The organism is Saccharomonospora glauca K62, assembly GCF_000243395.2.
In the GTDB taxonomy this organism is placed as follows: Bacteria; Actinomycetota; Actinomycetes; order Mycobacteriales; family Pseudonocardiaceae; genus Saccharomonospora; species Saccharomonospora glauca.
Map to the genome: position 1 here is coordinate 2,152,228 of NZ_CM001484.1, position 15,746 is coordinate 2,167,973.

Sequence of the window (15,746 nt, forward strand, 5' to 3'; positions counted from 1 at the left end):
GTTTTCCCACGAGGAGACTTGAGTGACTGCTCAGATCGAGACGCACGAGTTCCAGGCGGAAGCCCGCCAACTCTTGCAGCTGATGGTTCACTCCATCTACTCGAACAAGGACATCTTCCTGCGTGAGCTCATCTCGAACGCCTCCGACGCGTTGGACAAGCTGCGCCTGGAGTCGTTCCGCGACAAGAGCCTGGACGTCGACATCGACGACCTCCACATCGACCTGGAGGTCGACCGGGTCGCGCGGACGCTCACCATCCGCGACAACGGCATCGGCATGTCGCGTGACGAGGTCGTGGGGCTCATCGGCACGATCGCGAAGTCGGGGACCGGCGAGCTGATCAAGAAGCTGCGCGAGGCGAAGAACGCCGACGGCGCGGCCGCCGGTGAGCTCATCGGGCAGTTCGGCGTCGGGTTCTACTCGGCCTTCATGGTCGCCGACACGGTTACGCTCCTGACGAGGAAGGCCGGGCAGACCGAGGTGACCCGCTGGTCGTCCGACGGCAGCGGCACCTACACGGTGGAGACCGTCACCGACGAGCCCGACTTCGGCGTGGGCACCGCGGTCACCCTGAAGCTCAAGCCCGAGGACGCGGAGGACCAGCTCCACGACTACACCTCCGAGTCGGTGCTGCGCGAGATCGTGCGGCGCTACTCCGACTTCGTCACCTGGCCGATCCGGCTGCGGACCGAGAAGACCAAGGACGGCAAGACCACGCACGAGTGGGAGACGATCAACTCCCGCAAGGCCTTGTGGGCGCGCCCGAAGGACGAGGTCTCCGAGGAGGAGTACCGCGAGTTCTACAAACACATCAGCCACGACTGGCTCGACCCGCTGCGGACCATCTCCGTAAAGGTGGAGGGGACGTTCGAGTACCAGGCGCTGCTGTTCCTGCCCTCCCGCGCGCCGATGGACCTGTACTACCGCGACGCCAAGCGCGGGGTGCAGCTCTACGTCAAGCGCGTCTTCATCATGGACAACTGTGAGGCGCTGATCCCCGACTACCTGCGCTTCGTCAAGGGCGTGGTGGACGCCGCGGACCTCTCGCTCAACGTGTCGCGCGAGATCCTGCAGCAGGACCGCCACATCCAGCTCATGCGGCGGCGCCTGGTGAAGAAGGTCCTCGGCGCGGTCAAGGAGATGATGACCGACGACCGGGTCCGCTACGACACCTTCTGGCGGGAGTTCGGCCGCGTGGTCAAGGAGGGGCTGGTCGAGGACCCGGACAACCGCAAGGCCATTCTCGACATCGCGTCGTTCGCCTCCACCCACTCGGCCGACGACCTGACGACGCTGCGCGACTACCTCGACCGTGCGAAGGACGGCCAGGAGCACATCTACTACCTGACCGGGGCCTCGCGGTCGGTCGTGGAGAACTCCCCGCACATGGAGGCGTTCCGGGCGAAGGGCCTGGAGGTGCTCATCCTCACCGACCCGATCGACGAGTTCTGGGTCGAGCAGGTCGGCGAGTACGAGGGGAAGAAGTTCACCTCGATCGCCAAGGGCCAGGTCGATCTCGACACCGGCGACGAGGAGTCCGACTCGGAGGAGAAGGTCGACGAGAGCAGCTTCGACAAGCTGCGGGAGTGGTTGAAGACCACGTTGTCCGACCACGTCAAGGAGGTGCGGCTGTCGAACCGGCTCACCACCTCGCCCGCGTGCCTCGTCGGCGACACCCACGACATCCCGCCCGCGCTGGTGAAGATGTACCAGCAGGCCGGGCAGGAGGTGCCGATGGCCAAGCGCATCCTGGAGCTGAACCCGAAGCACACACTGGTGACGGGACTCCGCGACGCCCATGCCGCGAACGCCGAGGCACCCGCGTTGGCCGAGACGGCGGAGCTGCTGTACGGCATGGCGCTGTTGGCCGAGGGCAGCGAGCTGCCCGATCCGCAGCGCTTCACCACGGTGCTGGCCAACCGCTTGGCCGGGGCGCTGTAGCCGACGCGCCGGGGTCCCGGATCGGCCGTGGCGCGGGTCCGGGACCCGGTGGACCATCCTGCTTACTATAGCTGTAGTACCGCGCCGTCCGTCGCGATCTCGGCACCCGCCTCGATCACCGCGGCGTGCGCCGCCGACGTCGGGTCGAGCACCGGGTTCGTGTTGTTGACGTGCGTGTAGAGCCATCGTGTCCGGCCCCGCCTTCGGCCGATGCGGGCGAGACTGCCGTGCGGACCCGCGAGGGGAAGATGCCCCATGCCGCGTTGGGCCGGTGAGCCGACGTCGCCGTGGGTGGCCGTGGCCATCTCACCCGGCTCGTGGAAGGAACCGTCGAGCAGCACGTAGTCGGCTCCGGCGCAGAACTCGTCGAAACCGTCCGGCCAGCGCGCCAGGCACGGCGCGTACACGAGCACGCCGCCGGTGACGAGGTCCGTGAACCGGTACGCCACCACCCACGGCCCCTCCGCGGGGACGTCCGCCGCATACTTTGGTCGCTTGTCGCTCACGGGGAGGACGTCCACCCGCAGACCGTCCAGCAGCACGCCGTCGTTCGACGCCCGCCACGTCCACGGGCGGTAGGAGGCGACGATCTCCCTGGCGGGCACGCTGCCCAGCACCGCCTCCGGGGCCCACACGGCCAATCCCTCGGCTTCCTTCAACTGGAACAGCCCCAACGTGTGGTCCAGCTCGCCGTCGGTCAGGAACACGCCCCGCAACGGCGTCTGCCGCGGTCCCGGTCCCGGTGCCAGCGCGGCGCAGGTGGTGAGCTGGTGCCGGAGGTCCGGGGAGGCGTTGACCAGGTACCACTCCGTGCCGTCGCCGCTGATCGCGAGGCAGTCCTGGGTACGAGGCGCGGTGCTTCCCTCACGCGCCGCGCGGCAGTTGCCGCAGGCGCAGTTCCACTGTGGTACGCCACCGCCGGCCGCGGTGCCCAGCACGACGATCCTCATACCCGTCCCCGCATGACGAACTCGTCCGGTGCGGCCGGTGCGTCGAGCAGCGCGTCGACCCGGTGCCGGTCGGGGGAGCGGTGACACACGGGGTCCGTCGCCGCGGCGTCCCCGGTGAGCGCGAACGCTTGGCAGCGGCAGCCCCCGAAGTCGATCGTGCGGCGCTCGCAGCTTCGGCACGGCTCCCGCATCCAGTCCTCGCCCCGGTAGGCGGTGAACGCGGGCGAGTGGTACCAGATGTCGGCGAGCGGCGTGTCCCGCACGTTGGTGAACGTCAGCGTCGTGATCGTCGAGGCCGCGGGGCAGGGCAGGGCGGTACCGTCGGGAGCGATCGTGAGCTGGTGTGCTCCCCAGCCTCCCATGCACGGTTTCGGGAACCTCTCGTAGTAGTCCGAGAGCACGTAGACGATCTCCATGCGGCCCCGCGTGCGGCGCTTCGCGTCCCGCACCACGGTCTCCGCGGCGGCCAGTTGCTTCCGCGTGGGAAGCAGCGCGGGCCGGTTGAGCGCGGCCCACCCGTAGAACTGGGTGTTCGCCAATTCGAGCCGATCGGCTTCCATACGCTCGGCCAACGCGATGATGTCGGCCAGCTCGTCGTGGTTGGCGCGGTGCAACACCACGTTGACGCTGAGCGGCAGTCCCAGCTCGCGGACCAGCCGCGCGGCCGCGAGCTTGCGGTCGTGGGCCTTGGCGCCCGCGATCCGGTCGGCCAGAGTGGGGGACGCGGCCTGCATCGACAGTTGCACGTGCGCGAGGCCACGGTCGACGAGATCGGCGAGCCGCTCACGGGTCAGCCCGAGTCCGCTCGTGACGAGGCTGACGTAGCAGCCGAGGTCGGCGGCCGCGCTCACCAGCTCCGGCAAGTCGCGGCGCGTCAGGGGCTCTCCCCCCGACAAGTGCACCTGGAGCACCCCGAGATCGCGGGCCTGGCCGAACACCGACGTCCACTCGGCGGTGTCGAGTTCGCAGTCCCGCGCGGTGAGTTCGACGGGATTCGAACAGTACGGGCAGCTCAGTGGGCAGCGATGGGTCAATTCCGCGAGCAGGCCGATCGGTGGGTTCCCGGTCATGTCCACGTCACCACCCCGCGCTCGGCCAGCCGGTCGAGCACCGCGCGGACGTCCTCGGCCACCACCCCGTCGTAGCGCGAGCGCAGCGCCCCGACGATGCCGTCGAGGTCGGTGTCACCGTCACAGTGGCGCAGCACCGCGGCCGCGGTGTCGTTGAGCACGAGTACTCCCTCCGGGAACAGCACGACATGGCGCTGTCGTGTCCGGTCGTAGGCCAGCCGTACGCCTCGCCGCAGCGTGGGCCGCGCCGCCGCGTTCACGGGCTATCCCTTCGTGGCGCCGTCGATGGCGTCCAGCAGCGCGCGCAGGACGTCGCACTTGAACGCGAGCGCGGCCACAGCGGCGTCCTGCTGCTCTCGTGTCACGCAGTGGCGCACGACGATGTCGAGCGTCTGCCTGCCCTCGTCGCTGACGGCGTCGAGGCGTTCGGTGAAGTAGGCCAGATCCTCGCGACGGATCCACGGGTAGTGCGCGAGCATGTCACCGACGCGCCGTCGCATGAGGGCGGGGGAGAACATCTCCGTCAGTCCCGATGCGACCGCCTCCACCCAGGGGCGGGTCCTGGCGAAGTTCACGTAGGCGTCGACCGCGAAGCGGGCGCCGGGCGTCACGTGTCGCTCGTCGAGCACTTCCTCGCGCGAGAGGCCCACGGCCTCGCACAGTCGCAGCCATCGGGCGGCTCCCCCCTCTCCCTCGGCGCGGCCGTCGTGGTAGACGATGCGGTCGAGCCACAGGCGCCGGACCTCGGGGACGGGGCAATTGCTGATGATCGCCGCGTCCTTCTGCGGCAGCATGCGCTGGTAGTACCACCGGTTGGCGGCCCACAGCCGAAGTTCCTCGCGGGTGAGGTCGCCCGCGTGCAGGCGTCGGTGGAACGGGTGCGAACTCCAGTACCGGGGCTCCAGCCCCCGGAGGGCGGCGACGAACTCCCGTTCCGACATTGGGGGCGCGGGCGAGGAGGGAGCCTCGGTGACGATGGTGGGGGAAGACGGCATGGTGGATCTCCGGAGGTCGCGGGCGGGCACGGTGACGGGGAGGTCCACTGTGCCTCCCCGCCGTCGCGCGTGTTACTCCATCCGGCCGAAGTACGCCGTGACTTCCATCGGGGTCTCGTACTCCTCGAAGTCGGGAGTCGTCCAGAGCTCCCTGTCGGTGTCCCGCATTGTGTGCCTCCCTCGCTCCGAGCGACTGAGATAGCGCTTTCACGCTAATTGATCGGCCTCGCGGCACACCAGGTGTGACGCCGGAGATAGCCCACCTGGCCCAGTGGCGAGGGAGCGCCGTGCGGTCGTGGTTCCCCGGTGCTTCCCGCGATCGGTCACTATGGACGATCAAGCAAGTCCGCGTGCCCCCTTCGGGGCACGCGGACTTGACGTCCACCCGTGCCGCGTCGAAGCTGTTGCCCGACGGTTCGGGAGGCGCAGTGACTGATCGCGAGGCCGGGGAGCCGGGAGGGTGGGGCCGCGGGCCCGCTCGTCGGCGCGCGGTGGGAGTCCCGGATCGTGCGGCCGCCGTGGTCTGGAGTGCCCGTGGAGCGGGATAGCGGCGACGTCCGGCCCTACGGTCGGTGCACGCCGACGTACGGCCGGGACGGCAACTGCCTCACCGAGACCGCGCTGTACTGGCTCGTCCTGTTGGCCCGTCAGCGCCGCACGGAGTTGGCGAAGGACCTCGCGAGCCTCGGCATGTACAGCGGGCAGGAGCAGGTGCTGCTCCAGCGGTGGGACGATCGCGGTTTCACGCAGTCGGAGTTGGCCGAGCGGGTCCAGGCCGCGCCGGCCACGATCACCAGGATGCTCCAGCGCATGGAACGCGCGGGGTTTGTGCAACGGGAGCGCAGGCCGGGGGAACGGGGGAGTCGGGTGTTCCTCACCGAGCACGGCTGGATGGTGCGCGCGACGGTGGAGGCGCTGTGGCTGCGTGCGGAGGAGCGGCTCGTGGCGAACCTGAGCGGCTCGGAGTACGCGTTACTGCGGTCACTGCTCGCGAAGCTGAACGATTGACGAACAGCTCGGAGTGAACAATATTCGTCTCCGTCGACCACTGCTTGTTTAGCTGGCTAAATAAGTGGTCTCGACCGGGGTTATACTTGTTCGTCGCCTTCGGGCGTCCGATCGCTTCGGGCTTCGGAAAACATGAATGCGAACAAGTATTCCTCTCATGTTTTCCGGTCCGGTCGCGGTTTTTCCGTCAACGGCTTCGTGAATATGGGCAAGGGGGACGCAAAGAATGGTCTCGACGAGGTGTCCTGCCGTGATGGAGGCGGTGACGACGGAGCGGGCGTGCGGACGTTCCGGTGGACGTGGGTCCACGGTGGTCGGTGGAACGCGGCGACGTGGTCGTGAGGTGATCTGAATGGACCCGTACTCGTCCTCCTCCCGCGTGTCCACCGTGCGGCACGCCGTCCGGCCCGTCGGGAACGGCGCCGCTCCGGAGGCGTTCGAAACCAAGTCGTCGCGTCATCGGCGGCCGCCGGGCCGTCCCCGCAGCGAATGGGCCAGCCGCGCCATCATTCGAGCCGCGTTGGAGCTGTTGCAGGAGGGGGCGTCCGTCGACGCGCTGTCCGTGGAGGCCGTCGCCGCGAGAGCCGGTGTCGGCAAGGCGACGCTCTACCGGCGCTGGCCCAACAAGGAAGCGGTGCTGCTGGAGGCGCTGGAGTCGCTTGCCGAGCCCCCGGTGCGTATCACCGGCCTCGGCATGCGACAGGAGCTGACGATCCTGGTCGAGGAACTCTGCCGATGGGCCGCGGAGTCGCAGTCGGCGCGGCTGCTGCCTCGGCTGATCGGGGTTCCCGAACTCTACGCGCACTACGTGCGGCTGGTGATCGAGCCCCGTGTCGACGCCATTCGCGAGGTGCTGGACCGCGGTGGTCGACGCGGGGAGCTCGCGACGAACAGCGACGTCGAGACGCTGGTGACGATGATCGTCGGTGCGGTGCTCTCCCGCGTCGTGCTGGGTGGGCGAGCGCCGGAGAACTCCCCCGACGAACGCGCCGGCCGCATCGTCGACCACGTCCTCGCAGGCCACGCCGGGGGCGGTTGAGGCGGCGAGGAGACACCCGGCACTTCGTGGTCGGCCCGATTGATCGAGAACGTCCACGTGCGGTCGCTTGATCAGTAGCATGCTGGACGTGCGCCAACGAACGAACGGTTTCCTCGCCCGCATCAACCTCGTCTCCCGGCGGTTGCGCAGTGAGGCACAGCGGCGGTTGGCGCGCCACGGAGTGCATTCCGGGCAGGAGTTCATCCTGGGATGTCTGTGGGAGCGTGACGGCCTGACGCCGAGCGAGATCGCGACGCGGATCTCCGTCGAGGCTCCCACGGTGACCCGCGCGGTGCGGCGCATGACCGACGCGGGGCTCGTGCGGGTGGACGCCGATCGGGAGGACGGCCGTCGCGTGCGGGTGTGGTTGACGCGCAAGGGAGAGACCCTGCGTCGTGCCGTGCCGGAGGTCACCCGGAATCTGGAGGCCGATGCCTTGGCGCTGTTGTCCGAGGACGAGCGGATTCAGTTGCTCGACATGCTCGACCGTATCGAACGCGCATTGACTCCGCGGCCGGGTCGAACCGAACTCTGATTTCCTTTCCTGTTTGTCGGGGTCAAGTCGATACGATCCGATTTCGTATTGTTGTGAATCGCTCCCGTTTCGTTCGAATATTCGGGTCCACCTTTCTTCGTATTGACATTTGAAACGTCCGTGCGTGAGCCTGAAAAGGAAATAACGGCGAGGGGATCACGATGGCTCGGGTGGCAATCATTTTTTCCGGAACGGGTGACGTCGTCGAATCCACGGTGTCGGCGGTCCGTGCCGGCGCTCTCGCCGCGGGAGCCGACACCAGGGTGCGCAGGCTGCCGGGGCACGACACGGCACCGCTGGACGAGACCCTCGAAGCCCTCGTCTGGGCCGACGGGGTGGTCCTGGGCACGGTGATCTCCGACGGGGTGGTCGCCGAATCGGCCCGGCGGCTGATCGGCGAGGCGGCGCGGCTCCGCACGCGATTGCGGCTCGAGGGCAAGGTCGTCGCCGGTCTCACCGTCGGTGGTGAGGGAGGTCCGAGCAGCCTCGCGGAGGTGTACGAAGGGCTGTTCTCGTGGGGGTGTCTGCTCGTCGTGAACGGGGGTTCCGAGGCGACGGCCGGCATGCCGACCCGTGACTCGGCCGAGCGGCTCGGCCGTCGGGTCGCCGAGGTGGCCACCACCCTGCGTGCCCCGAGGCGTTCTCCACTTCGCCGAGCCGGCTGAGCGCGAGGAAACGTATCCACACTGTCCTGATTCCGACCGAAAGGGAGCGCATGACCGAGCGGGCCGGATATCGTGTGCTGTTCCAGCTCACCCTGAAACCGGGGGCGGAGGAGACGTTCCTCAAGGCCTACGAGGCCGTGCGCTGGGTGGTGGCGAGCGTTCCGGGCCATCTGGGAGACCAGGTGTGTCAGTCCACTGAGGACCCCAACGAGTGGGTGCTCACCAGTCAGTGGCGCAGTGCCGAGGACTTCCTGGCCTGGGAACGGACCCCCGAGCACCGCGCGTTGGCGGCACCCATGATGGCGGTCGTCGAGAAGAGGCGCTCCCTGCGTTACGTCATCCGTCGCGAGACGGTCCGCGAAGTACCCGGACCCGGTGACGCCGTCGACGTCGAATCGTGCTGATCCGGGAGGAGGATCGATGGAACGACATGCTCTGACATTCCCGGTGCGACCGGGGACCGAGGACCGGGTGCGCCGGATACTCGCGAGCTATCCGCGTCCGCGCACCGAGATCGGTGGTGGCAGTCGGCTGCTCGCGACCTCGGTGTTTCTGTGGAAGAACCACGTCGTACGGGTGATCGACGTGGAGGGACCGCTACCGGTGGTGGTGCGACACCTGACGAGCGATCCCGCCATTCGCGAGACCGAGGAGGAACTCAACCCGTTCCTGGTGCGCCCCCGCGACTTCAGCGACCCGGAATCCGTGCGCTGGTTCTTCCGCCGCGCCATGATGACGCGGGTCGTGCACCAGGACGCCGGGCCCCGCCCGTCCGGTTCGCGGGAGGGCCGCACGCGGGTGGCCCTGCGGTATCCCGTGCGGCCCGGCAGGGGGGACGCGGTGGCGCAGATGTTCTCGTGGGGGCAGTCCCTCCCGCTGGGGGCCGCCCTGCGTACCGGCTTGATCGGCACGACCGTGTTCCGCCACGGGGACCTCGTCATCCGGGTCCTCGACGTGGAGGGCGACCCCGATGAGGCGATCGACCGTCTCGGCCCGGCCGTCGTCGGAGGCCCCACCGCGAAGGCGATGACCGAACTGCTGGAGCCGGGATGGAACCTCACCACGGCCGCCGGCCGCGCGCGGTTCCTCTCCGAACAACGCCTGACGTTGGTGACCCACCGCGAGGCGGGCGACGCCACGGAAGGCGCCGAGTTTCCGTCGTCGAGTTGATTGTGGGAGGCATCATGGTGGACACGGTCGAGTCCTCGACCGAGGCGGAACCCGTCGGCGTGCACGAACGTCCGGCCGACCGCCCGTTGTTTCGCGTTCACGAGTCGGAGATCGCCCCGGACCGGCGCCGAGGGGGCGAGCTTCGCACGCTGCTCAGCCCACGCAACGCGGGATCGGTGTCCGGTTTCCTCGGGGTGGCGCGGCTGCGGCCGGGGGAGCGCATCGCCGAGCACTACCACCCGTACTCGGAGGAGTTCCTGTACGTGGCGGACGGGGACCTGACGGTCGACCTCGACGGCGAGCCGTGGAGCCTCGACCGTGGTTCGGCGCTGCTCATCCCCCCGGGCACCCGGCACCGGCTCCGCAACGAGGGGTCCGAACCGGTCCGCGTGATCTTCCAACTCGGTCCCCTCGCCCCCCGTCCCGAACTCGGGCACGTGGACACCGAGTCCGCCACGACCCCCGAACCGGACAGTGGAGGTGGCAGATGACGCGCCGGGTCGCCGTCACCGGCCTCGGGGTCGTGGCGCCGGGCGGGATCGGGGTGAAGGCGTTCTGGGACCTGCTCACCTCCGGCGTCACCGCGACACGGGGGATCACGCTGTTCGATCCGCAGGGGTTCCGGTCGCGGATCGCGGCGGAGTGCGACTTCGACCCGATCGGAGAGGGCCTGAGCCCCGCCGAGGTCGCCCGCCTCGACCGGCACGTGCAGTTCGCGCTCGTGGCGGCCCGCGAGGCGGTGAACGACTCCGGACTCGAACTCGGCCCGATGGACCCGTGGCGGGTCGGGGTGAGCATGGGGACGGCGGTCGGTTCGACGATCCGGCTGGAGGAGGGGTACGTCCAGGTCTCCGGCGGGGGAGCGGAGTGGCTCGTCGACCCCGAGCGCGCCGACCCGTTCCTGTACCACGCGCTGGTCCCCAGCACGCTCGCCGCGGAGATCGCCGACGCGCACGGCGCGCGCGGGCCGGTGCGCACCATCTCGACGGGGTGCACGTCGGGGCTCGACGCCGTCGGGTACGGCGCGATGATGATCGAGGAGGGCGCCGCGGACGTGGTGATCGCGGGAGCCTCGGACGCGCCCATCTCCCCCATCACGGTCGCGTGTTTCGACGCCATCAAGGCCACCAGCACCCGCAACGACGAGCCCGAGGCGGCGAGCCGGCCGTTCGACGCGTTGCGCGACGGGTTCGTCCTCGGCGAAGGCGCGGGAGTTCTCGTGCTGGAGGACCTGGAACGGGCTCGGCGCCGGGGCGCGCGGGTGTACTGCGAGGTCGCCGGGTTCGCCACCTACGGCAACGCCCACCACATGACCGGGTTGACCACCGAGGGCATCGAGATGGCCAGGGCGATCACCATGGCGTTGCGGGCGGCGAAGGCGGCGCCCGAGGAGGTGGGCTACGTCAACGCGCACGGGTCGAGCACGAAGCAGAACGACCGGCACGAGACGGCGGCGGTGAAGCGCAGTCTGGGGGAGCACGCCTATCGGACGCCGATGAGCTCGATCAAGTCGATGATCGGCCATTCCCTCGGCGCGATCGGAAGCGTCGAACTCGTCGCGTGCGTGCTCGCGATGGACACCAGTGTCGTTCCGCCCACGGCGAACTACGAGCACCGCGACCCGGAGTGCGATCTGGACTACGTGCCGAAACAGGCTCGCGAACAGGGCGTCGACCTGGTGCTGAGCGTGGGCAGCGGCTTCGGGGGCTTCCAGTCGGCCGTGGTGCTGGACACGGCGGGAAGGAGGGCACGGTGACCGACGCGGTCATCACCGGGCTCGGCGTGGTGGCACCGACCGGATTGAACACCGACGAGTTCTGGCAGTCCACACTGGACGGGGTCAGTGGTATCGGCCGGATCAGCCGGTTCGACGCGAGCCGCTATCCCGTCCGATACGCGGGGGAGGTCACCGAGTTCGATCCCTCGCGTTCCCTTGACCCGCGCATCGTGGTGCAGACGGACCTGTGGACGCAGTTCGCGCTGGAGGCCACCCGGCAGGCACTGGAGTCCGCCGCGCTCGACCCGAAGGAGTACGACAGCTTCGACATCGGGGTCACGACGTCGGCCGCCTCCGGCGGCAACGCGTTCGGACAGCGGGAGATCGAGGCGTTGTGGGCGCGCGGGCCGCGTTACGTGGGCCCGTACCAGTCCATCGCATGGTTCTACGCCGCGTCCACGGGGCAGATCTCGATCGGTAACAAGCTGCGGGGTCCGTGCGCGGTGGTGTGCAGCGAGTCCGCGGGCGGGTTGGACGCCGTGGCGCACAGCCGTCGGGCCATCCGGCGGGGCTGCCGGGTGCAGGTCTGCGGCGGGACGGAAGCCCCGGTGAGCCCCTACGCGCTCACCTGCCAGTGGCGATCGGGACTGCTCAGCGAACGGGACTCCCCGGACGCGTACCGCCCGTTCGCCCACGACGCCTCGGGCTACGTTCCCAGTGAGGGCGGCGCGGTGTTGGTGATGGAGGACGCCGACCACGCCCGTGAGCGGGGAGCACGTGCTCTGGCGGTGGTGGCCGGACACGCGGCGACCTTCACCGGAGCGCAGTGGTCGGTGAGCGAGGGCGACTACTGGCACCGCGCCGCCGAGGCGCTCGCGGCCGCGATCCGGCTCGCACTCGCGGACGCCCACGTCGCGCCCGAGGACGTCGACGTCGTGTTCGCCGACGGGATGGCGATGCCCTCGGCCGACCGCGCCGAGATCGCCGCTTTACGCCAGGTCTTCGGTTCCACCTTCGACCGGATCCCGGTGACGGTGATGGCGGCGGGGCTCGGTCGCGCGTACTCGGGGGCGGGGGCGTTCGCCGTGGCCGCCGCGACCCTGGCGTTGCGGGACGGCGTGGTCCCCCCGACGTCCGGACTCACCGTCGACGACGTCGCCGTGTCCGCCGACGTGGTCACCGGCGCGCCCCGGCGAAGACCGTTGCGACACGCGTTGGTGCTCGCAAGGGGCTTCGGCGGCTTCAACTCCGCACTCGTGCTCTCGGCGGGTGCGTAACCGAGGAACGGAGGACAACATGAGCGATCCGGACATCTCGATGGAGGAGCTCGGCGAGCTGCTGTCGTCGAGCAGTGGAGTGCGGGTCGACACGGCCGAGTTGACCGCGGCGACGACGTTCGACGACCTCGGACTCGACTCGCTCGCCGTGCTCGGCGTGATCACGGCGATCGAACGCAACCGTGGCGTGGTCCTGCCGCCCGAGGCACAGGAGACGCGCTCGGTGCGGGAATTCCTCACCATCCTCAACGACACACTGCGGAAGGCGGCCTGACATGCCGGGACACACGGAGAACCACGTCATCATCCGCGCGCCGATGGACCACGTCTGGGCGCGGACCAACGACGTCGCCGACTGGCCGAACCTGTTCACGGAGTACGCCGCGGCCGAGGTGCTGGAGGACACGGGCGATCGGGTCCGCTTCCGCTTGACCATGCACCCCGACGAGGAGGGGCGGGTCTGGTCGTGGGTGTCCGAACGACACCTCGACCCGGACACCCGCACGGTGGTGGCGCACCGCGTCGAGACCGGCCCGTTCGAGTACATGCGCATCCGGTGGACCTACCACGAGGTCGAGGACGGCGTGCTCATGCGATGGACCCAGGACTTCGCGATGAAGCCGGACGCACCGGTGGACGACGCGGGCATGACCGAGCGCATCAACGCCAACACACCGATCCAGATGAACGCCATCAAACGGGTACTGGAGGCGGAGGCCGCCGCGCTGCCCGCTCCGGGAACCGAGACACCGAGCTCGGAGACGTCATGAGCCGAACCCTGATCGTCGCGCGGATGGCCGAGACCGACAGGGAGGCGGTCGCCGCGTTGTTCGCCGAGTCGGACGCGGGTCCCCTGCCCCACAAGGTGGGGGTCCGCGCCCGGACCCTCTTCCACTACCACGGCCTGTACTTCCATCTGATCGAGTCGGACGACGGCGTCGACGACCGGATCGAGGCCGTGCGCGGCGACCGCGACTTCCGGGACCTCAGTGCCGCGCTCGACGCCTACATCCGACCGTACGACCCGGACACGTGGCGCTCGCCCGCCGACGCGATGGCCACGGCGTTCTACCACTGGCGGCGGGATGCCTGACCCACGACCGCCGTCGGATCGGTGGGACGGGACCGTGTACCGGGCCCGTCCCACCGTGGCGTCGCCGCTCGGCGGCAGGCATGTCGTCGCCGATCCCCGCGAGCCCCGATCGCCCGTCCGCCGGCACGGGTGGCTCGTCGGGGAGGCGGAGTCGGCGTCCGCGCCCGGCTTTTCCGCCGGCCACGACGGCGTCGTAGCCGTAGTGCAGCCGTAGCGCACACGCATATCGCCGCCCACGGTCGCAACTGTCGCGAGTGGTGGGGTTCCACGCCATCGCGGTGTCCCTAATGGACCCTCCGATGGGGGTGAACTCCGTGCCCTCGCGGCCACTGCCGTAGACGTCCACGGTGAGTTCCCGGTGCGGCACCACGGCGGCCCGTGGTTGTCCGAACTCGTTTTCGCGTATTTTCCGCTGGCTTTTCGCCGGGGGAGCGACGGGAGCCGGATATCGGATGTGGTGAAAGGTGTGTTCCACCTTCGCGGGTGTCCGAGGGCCCGGTCGTGGACACCCGCGAAGGGGTCAGGCCGCCATGGTGTCGGAGGAGAGTCGATCGAGCACCTTGCACAGGCTCTCGATCACCTCGGCGTCCTTCTCCGGGTGCGTTTCGGCGAAGCGGTTCACCGAGCCGGGGACGGCGAGGAGCACCTCGTCGACGACCTTGGCTCCCGCGATGCCCAGGGACTTGCGGATCTCTTCCTGCGCCCACACGCCGCCGTACTGTCCGGCCGCCGTGCCGGCCACGGCGGCCGGCTTGTTCTTGATGACACCGGCACCGTGCGGGCGGGAGATCCAGTCGATCGCGTTCTTCAATACGGCGGGCATCGTGCCGTTGTACTCGGGAGAGAACAGCAGCAGGGCGTCGGCTTCGGAGACGGCGGCGCGCAGTCGTCTCGCCTGCTCGGGCGTGTTCGCCTCGGCGTCGAGATCTTCGTTGTAGAACGGCACCTCGCCGAGCCCTTCGAAGATCTCCACGGTCACGCCGTCGGGCGCGTGCTTGACCGCCGCCTCGGCCAGCTGTCGGTTGTGCGAGCCCGCTCGGAGGCTACCCACGAGCGCGAGGACGCGAATTGCCATGAAAACTCCCGGTTCTCTAAAGCGCTGGAGGTATCGCGACGGTCCTACGTTGACGCGCCGCCAGTAAACGGACCGTGGTCCGTTTCTTGTTTAGCATTGGGGTGGGATGGTGGTCAACGGGACGTGGCCCGAGTTACGCTGAAGCAGTGGCTCGCTCGTCCTCTCCTTCGAACGTCGTGCCCGAGTGTGCTTCGGCTGGTCTTTCGCTCTCACTCGTGCCGATCAACGAACCCGGACGCCAGCGTGCCGACGCCGTCCGTAATCGAGCACGGGTACTCGACGCCGCCATGCGGGTCGCCGCGCGGGATGGTGCGGCCAATCTCACGATGGACGCGGTCGCGGCGGAGGCGAAGGTGGGCAAGGGCACGGTGTTCCGCCACTTCGGTGACCGCACCGGCCTGATAGGCGCGTTGCTCGACCAAGCCGAGCACGAGCTGCAGGAAGGCTTTCTGAACGGCCCGCCCCCACTGGGCCCCGGAGCCGACCCCCACCAAAGACTCCTGGCGTTCGGTTCGGCGGTGCTCCACCACGAGCAGGACCACCAGGACCTCTACCACGCCGTGGTGAAGGACACCCACCGGCGATTCACCGTTCCCGCCCGCCAGGTTCGGTACACCCACGTGACCATGCTCGTGCGGCAACTCGACCCGACCATGGACGCCGAGCTGATGGCCCATACCCTGCTCGGCTTCCTCGACACCGCGTTGACGAATCACCTGCTGCGGGAACGCGGCATGAAACTGGACCGCCTGGAGGCCGCGTGGAAGGACCTCGTCAACCGGTTGTGCTCCTGACCACCGTCGGCTCCGCCTCTTCCTTACGCGACCGGCCGAGGTAGGCGTCGTGCTCGGCCTCCACCCGGTCCGGGAAGACGTCGATCACGCCGCCTCCGATCGGGATCGGCCCTTCCGCGCGGTTGTCGCCCGGCACCGAACGAATCGCGCTCGTGGCGTCGGCGAACGTCCACATCCGCTGCCGAGCCCGCTCCGTCCCGGCGGCGTCGCCGATGCCTCGGCCACGGCTCGCGCCAGTGCGCGCAGGCCACGTAGTGCGCGCGGGTCACCCGCGTCGTGGCGACCACAGTGGTCGGAGCCGCCGACACGGCCGGCCGGATACCGAAACGTGCCATGCGACCACCCCGCTGTGATCTCCGATTGGTCCGGACGAATCTCGGGGATCACGGCGGGAAGTTCGGGCCCGCTGCGCCGCG

At 69.2% G+C, this 15,746-nt stretch carries 21 protein-coding genes; 14 read left to right on the forward strand and 7 right to left on the reverse strand.

Features of this window, described 5'->3' with window-relative positions:
* Positions 1 to 22 precede the first annotated feature (22 nt).
* Positions 23 to 1,942: a molecular chaperone HtpG gene (gene htpG / locus SACGLDRAFT_RS10230; protein WP_005464282.1), complete on the forward strand. Its 1,920-nt coding sequence runs from the start codon at positions 23 to 25 to the stop codon at positions 1,940 to 1,942.
* Positions 1,943 to 2,007: 65 nt separating this feature from the next.
* Here the strand turns inward: htpG and pqqB are convergent, their stop codons facing one another.
* From pqqB to pqqA, 5 genes are all read right to left on the reverse strand, one after another.
* On the reverse strand, positions 2,008 to 2,892 hold the full coding sequence (gene pqqB / locus SACGLDRAFT_RS10235) for a pyrroloquinoline quinone biosynthesis protein PqqB (RefSeq protein ID WP_005464290.1): 885 nt from the start codon (positions 2,890 to 2,892) through the stop codon (positions 2,008 to 2,010).
* Positions 2,889 to 3,962 (reverse strand): pyrroloquinoline quinone biosynthesis protein PqqE, encoded by a 1,074-nt coding sequence (gene pqqE / locus SACGLDRAFT_RS10240; protein WP_005464291.1) that lies wholly within the window; start codon positions 3,960 to 3,962, stop codon positions 2,889 to 2,891. The genes pqqB and pqqE overlap by 4 nt, the downstream gene beginning before the upstream one ends.
* Complete coding sequence (pqqD, locus tag SACGLDRAFT_RS10245; RefSeq protein WP_005464292.1) at positions 3,959 to 4,222, reverse strand: pyrroloquinoline quinone biosynthesis peptide chaperone PqqD; 264 nt, start codon at positions 4,220 to 4,222, stop codon at positions 3,959 to 3,961. The genes pqqE and pqqD overlap by 4 nt, the downstream gene beginning before the upstream one ends.
* Positions 4,223 to 4,225: 3 nt before the next feature.
* Positions 4,226 to 4,903, reverse strand: a complete 678-nt coding sequence (gene pqqC, locus SACGLDRAFT_RS10250) for a pyrroloquinoline-quinone synthase PqqC (protein WP_040918894.1) — start codon at positions 4,901 to 4,903, stop codon at positions 4,226 to 4,228.
* A gap of 126 nt (positions 4,904 to 5,029) precedes the next feature.
* The gene (gene pqqA / locus SACGLDRAFT_RS10255) at positions 5,030 to 5,125 is read right to left on the reverse strand and encodes a pyrroloquinoline quinone precursor peptide PqqA (protein WP_005464294.1); all 96 of its coding nucleotides are present in this window, start codon (positions 5,123 to 5,125) and stop codon (positions 5,030 to 5,032) included.
* Positions 5,126 to 5,491: 366 nt separating this feature from the next.
* Between pqqA and SACGLDRAFT_RS10260 the strand changes: the two genes are divergently transcribed.
* The 12 genes from SACGLDRAFT_RS10260 (at position 5,492) to SACGLDRAFT_RS10315 (ending at position 13,461) form a co-directional block, all read left to right on the forward strand.
* Complete coding sequence (locus SACGLDRAFT_RS10260) at positions 5,492 to 5,965, forward strand: MarR family winged helix-turn-helix transcriptional regulator (RefSeq protein WP_005464296.1); 474 nt, start codon at positions 5,492 to 5,494, stop codon at positions 5,963 to 5,965.
* Between the two features lie 352 nt (positions 5,966 to 6,317).
* Positions 6,318 to 7,004, forward strand: coding sequence for a TetR/AcrR family transcriptional regulator (locus tag SACGLDRAFT_RS10265; RefSeq protein ID WP_005464297.1), 687 nt, complete (start codon positions 6,318 to 6,320; stop codon positions 7,002 to 7,004).
* 79 nt (positions 7,005 to 7,083) lie between these two features.
* Positions 7,084 to 7,539: a MarR family winged helix-turn-helix transcriptional regulator gene (locus tag SACGLDRAFT_RS10270; protein WP_005464298.1), complete on the forward strand. Its 456-nt coding sequence runs from the start codon at positions 7,084 to 7,086 to the stop codon at positions 7,537 to 7,539.
* A gap of 161 nt (positions 7,540 to 7,700) precedes the next feature.
* Complete coding sequence (locus SACGLDRAFT_RS10275; protein ID WP_005464299.1) at positions 7,701 to 8,204, forward strand: flavodoxin family protein; 504 nt, start codon at positions 7,701 to 7,703, stop codon at positions 8,202 to 8,204.
* 50 nt (positions 8,205 to 8,254) lie between these two features.
* Entirely contained in the window at positions 8,255 to 8,608 is a 354-nt protein-coding gene (locus SACGLDRAFT_RS10280; RefSeq protein WP_040918897.1) for an antibiotic biosynthesis monooxygenase family protein, read from the forward strand.
* 16 nt (positions 8,609 to 8,624) lie between these two features.
* Positions 8,625 to 9,374, forward strand: coding sequence for a SchA/CurD-like domain-containing protein (locus SACGLDRAFT_RS10285; RefSeq protein WP_083852942.1), 750 nt, complete (start codon positions 8,625 to 8,627; stop codon positions 9,372 to 9,374).
* Between the two features lie 14 nt (positions 9,375 to 9,388).
* Positions 9,389 to 9,865 (forward strand): cupin domain-containing protein, encoded by a 477-nt coding sequence (locus tag SACGLDRAFT_RS10290; protein ID WP_005464300.1) that lies wholly within the window; start codon positions 9,389 to 9,391, stop codon positions 9,863 to 9,865.
* A complete protein-coding gene (locus SACGLDRAFT_RS10295) occupies positions 9,862 to 11,130 on the forward strand; it encodes a beta-ketoacyl-[acyl-carrier-protein] synthase family protein (protein WP_005464301.1) in 1,269 nt (422 codons plus the stop codon). The genes SACGLDRAFT_RS10290 and SACGLDRAFT_RS10295 overlap by 4 nt, the downstream gene beginning before the upstream one ends.
* Complete coding sequence (locus tag SACGLDRAFT_RS10300) at positions 11,127 to 12,368, forward strand: beta-ketoacyl synthase N-terminal-like domain-containing protein (RefSeq protein WP_005464302.1); 1,242 nt, start codon at positions 11,127 to 11,129, stop codon at positions 12,366 to 12,368. The genes SACGLDRAFT_RS10295 and SACGLDRAFT_RS10300 overlap by 4 nt, the downstream gene beginning before the upstream one ends.
* Positions 12,369 to 12,387: 19 nt before the next feature.
* Entirely contained in the window at positions 12,388 to 12,642 is a 255-nt protein-coding gene (locus tag SACGLDRAFT_RS10305; RefSeq protein WP_005464303.1) for an acyl carrier protein, read from the forward strand.
* A 1-nt stretch (position 12,643) separates the two neighbouring features.
* Positions 12,644 to 13,138 carry an SRPBCC family protein gene (locus SACGLDRAFT_RS10310; protein ID WP_005464304.1) on the forward strand — a complete coding sequence of 165 codons (495 nt, stop codon included), beginning with the start codon at positions 12,644 to 12,646 and terminating at the stop codon, positions 13,136 to 13,138.
* Complete coding sequence (locus SACGLDRAFT_RS10315; RefSeq protein ID WP_005464305.1) at positions 13,135 to 13,461, forward strand: TcmI family type II polyketide cyclase; 327 nt, start codon at positions 13,135 to 13,137, stop codon at positions 13,459 to 13,461. The genes SACGLDRAFT_RS10310 and SACGLDRAFT_RS10315 overlap by 4 nt, the downstream gene beginning before the upstream one ends.
* Before the next feature lie 520 nt (positions 13,462 to 13,981).
* Here SACGLDRAFT_RS10315 and SACGLDRAFT_RS10320 read toward each other — a convergent pair.
* Positions 13,982 to 14,536 (reverse strand): NADPH-dependent FMN reductase, encoded by a 555-nt coding sequence (locus SACGLDRAFT_RS10320; RefSeq protein WP_005464306.1) that lies wholly within the window; start codon positions 14,534 to 14,536, stop codon positions 13,982 to 13,984.
* Between the two features lie 215 nt (positions 14,537 to 14,751).
* Between SACGLDRAFT_RS10320 and SACGLDRAFT_RS10325 the strand changes: the two genes are divergently transcribed.
* Entirely contained in the window at positions 14,752 to 15,330 is a 579-nt protein-coding gene (locus SACGLDRAFT_RS10325) for a TetR/AcrR family transcriptional regulator (RefSeq protein ID WP_232284118.1), read from the forward strand.
* On the opposite strand, the gene SACGLDRAFT_RS10330 is transcribed toward SACGLDRAFT_RS10325, so the two are convergent.
* Entirely contained in the window at positions 15,311 to 15,505 is a 195-nt protein-coding gene (locus tag SACGLDRAFT_RS10330) for a hypothetical protein (protein WP_005464308.1), read from the reverse strand. The genes SACGLDRAFT_RS10325 and SACGLDRAFT_RS10330 overlap by 20 nt on opposite strands.
* Positions 15,506 to 15,746 lie beyond the last annotated feature (241 nt).

Bases quoted from the DNA above. Each gene is read 5' to 3' on its own strand.
- SACGLDRAFT_RS10315 (WP_005464305.1), top strand. From the start codon at position 13,135: ATGAGCCGAACCCTGATCGTCGCGCGGATGGCCGAGACCGACAGGGAG.
- SACGLDRAFT_RS10290 (WP_005464300.1), top strand. From the start codon at position 9,389: ATGGTGGACACGGTCGAGTCCTCGACCGAGGCGGAACCCGTCGGCGTG.
- SACGLDRAFT_RS10285 (WP_083852942.1), top strand. From the start codon at position 8,625: ATGGAACGACATGCTCTGACATTCCCGGTGCGACCGGGGACCGAGGAC.
- SACGLDRAFT_RS10275 (WP_005464299.1), top strand. From the start codon at position 7,701: ATGGCTCGGGTGGCAATCATTTTTTCCGGAACGGGTGACGTCGTCGAA.
- pqqC (WP_040918894.1), bottom strand. From the start codon at position 4,903: ATGTCGGAACGGGAGTTCGTCGCCGCCCTCCGGGGGCTGGAGCCCCGG.
- pqqB (WP_005464290.1), bottom strand. From the start codon at position 2,892: ATGAGGATCGTCGTGCTGGGCACCGCGGCCGGCGGTGGCGTACCACAG.
- SACGLDRAFT_RS10270 (WP_005464298.1), top strand. From the start codon at position 7,084: ATGCTGGACGTGCGCCAACGAACGAACGGTTTCCTCGCCCGCATCAAC.
- SACGLDRAFT_RS10330 (WP_005464308.1), bottom strand. From the start codon at position 15,505: ATGTGGACGTTCGCCGACGCCACGAGCGCGATTCGTTCGGTGCCGGGC.
- SACGLDRAFT_RS10320 (WP_005464306.1), bottom strand. From the start codon at position 14,536: ATGGCAATTCGCGTCCTCGCGCTCGTGGGTAGCCTCCGAGCGGGCTCG.
- SACGLDRAFT_RS10280 (WP_040918897.1), top strand. From the start codon at position 8,255: ATGACCGAGCGGGCCGGATATCGTGTGCTGTTCCAGCTCACCCTGAAA.
- SACGLDRAFT_RS10305 (WP_005464303.1), top strand. From the start codon at position 12,388: ATGAGCGATCCGGACATCTCGATGGAGGAGCTCGGCGAGCTGCTGTCG.
- pqqA (WP_005464294.1), bottom strand. From the start codon at position 5,125: ATGCGGGACACCGACAGGGAGCTCTGGACGACTCCCGACTTCGAGGAG.
- SACGLDRAFT_RS10310 (WP_005464304.1), top strand. From the start codon at position 12,644: ATGCCGGGACACACGGAGAACCACGTCATCATCCGCGCGCCGATGGAC.
- SACGLDRAFT_RS10295 (WP_005464301.1), top strand. From the start codon at position 9,862: ATGACGCGCCGGGTCGCCGTCACCGGCCTCGGGGTCGTGGCGCCGGGC.
- SACGLDRAFT_RS10265 (WP_005464297.1), top strand. From the start codon at position 6,318: ATGGACCCGTACTCGTCCTCCTCCCGCGTGTCCACCGTGCGGCACGCC.
- pqqE (WP_005464291.1), bottom strand. From the start codon at position 3,962: ATGACCGGGAACCCACCGATCGGCCTGCTCGCGGAATTGACCCATCGC.